At 45.0% G+C, this 420-nt stretch carries 2 protein-coding genes; both read right to left on the bottom strand.

The features are described 5' to 3' along the window. The coding region (locus R0J87_RS18615; RefSeq protein ID WP_498888052.1) for a class I tRNA ligase family protein at positions 1-180 on the bottom strand (180 nt) is incomplete at its 3' end. Between the two features lie 55 nt (positions 181-235). Beyond that, a partial coding sequence (locus tag R0J87_RS18610) for a DUF1731 domain-containing protein (RefSeq protein WP_498888050.1) occupies positions 236-420 on the bottom strand: 185 nt, incomplete at its 5' end.

The raw sequence follows: 420 nt of genomic DNA, 5'->3' as shown, positions 1-420 counted from the left end.
ATTAAAAGCGTGACCCATGTGGAGGCTTCCCGTGACATTTGGGGGAGGAATCACAATACAAAACGGTTTTCCTCCCTTTTCTGGATGGGCTTTAAAGACCTCTCGATCCGCCCAAAACTCTTGCCACTTCGCTTCTGTCGTTGAAGGATCATATTGACTTGGCAGTGTCGTCTCCGTCATTCTTGTTATCTCCTCTTTTCTGATTGCTGATTAAAGTTAAGAAGGGGGTCACTAATCACTGTTTAACGATATTAGCCAGTGCTGGTTTAACTGTGGGATATTGATAAGTAAAGCCTTGTTCTTGGGTGCGTTTCGGAAGTACCTTTTGCCCTTCGAGAATCGCTTGCGCTGCTTCTCCTAAAAGTAATTTCAACGCCAATTCAGGAACAGGTAAACAAGAGGGACGATGCATCACCTCTC

Source organism: Halomonas sp. SIMBA_159, from assembly GCF_046536035.1.
GTDB lineage: Bacteria > Pseudomonadota > Gammaproteobacteria > Pseudomonadales > Halomonadaceae > Vreelandella > Vreelandella venusta_A.
The sequence above is the reverse complement of the archived record's forward strand: the minus strand, read 5'-3'. Positions and strand labels throughout refer to the sequence as shown.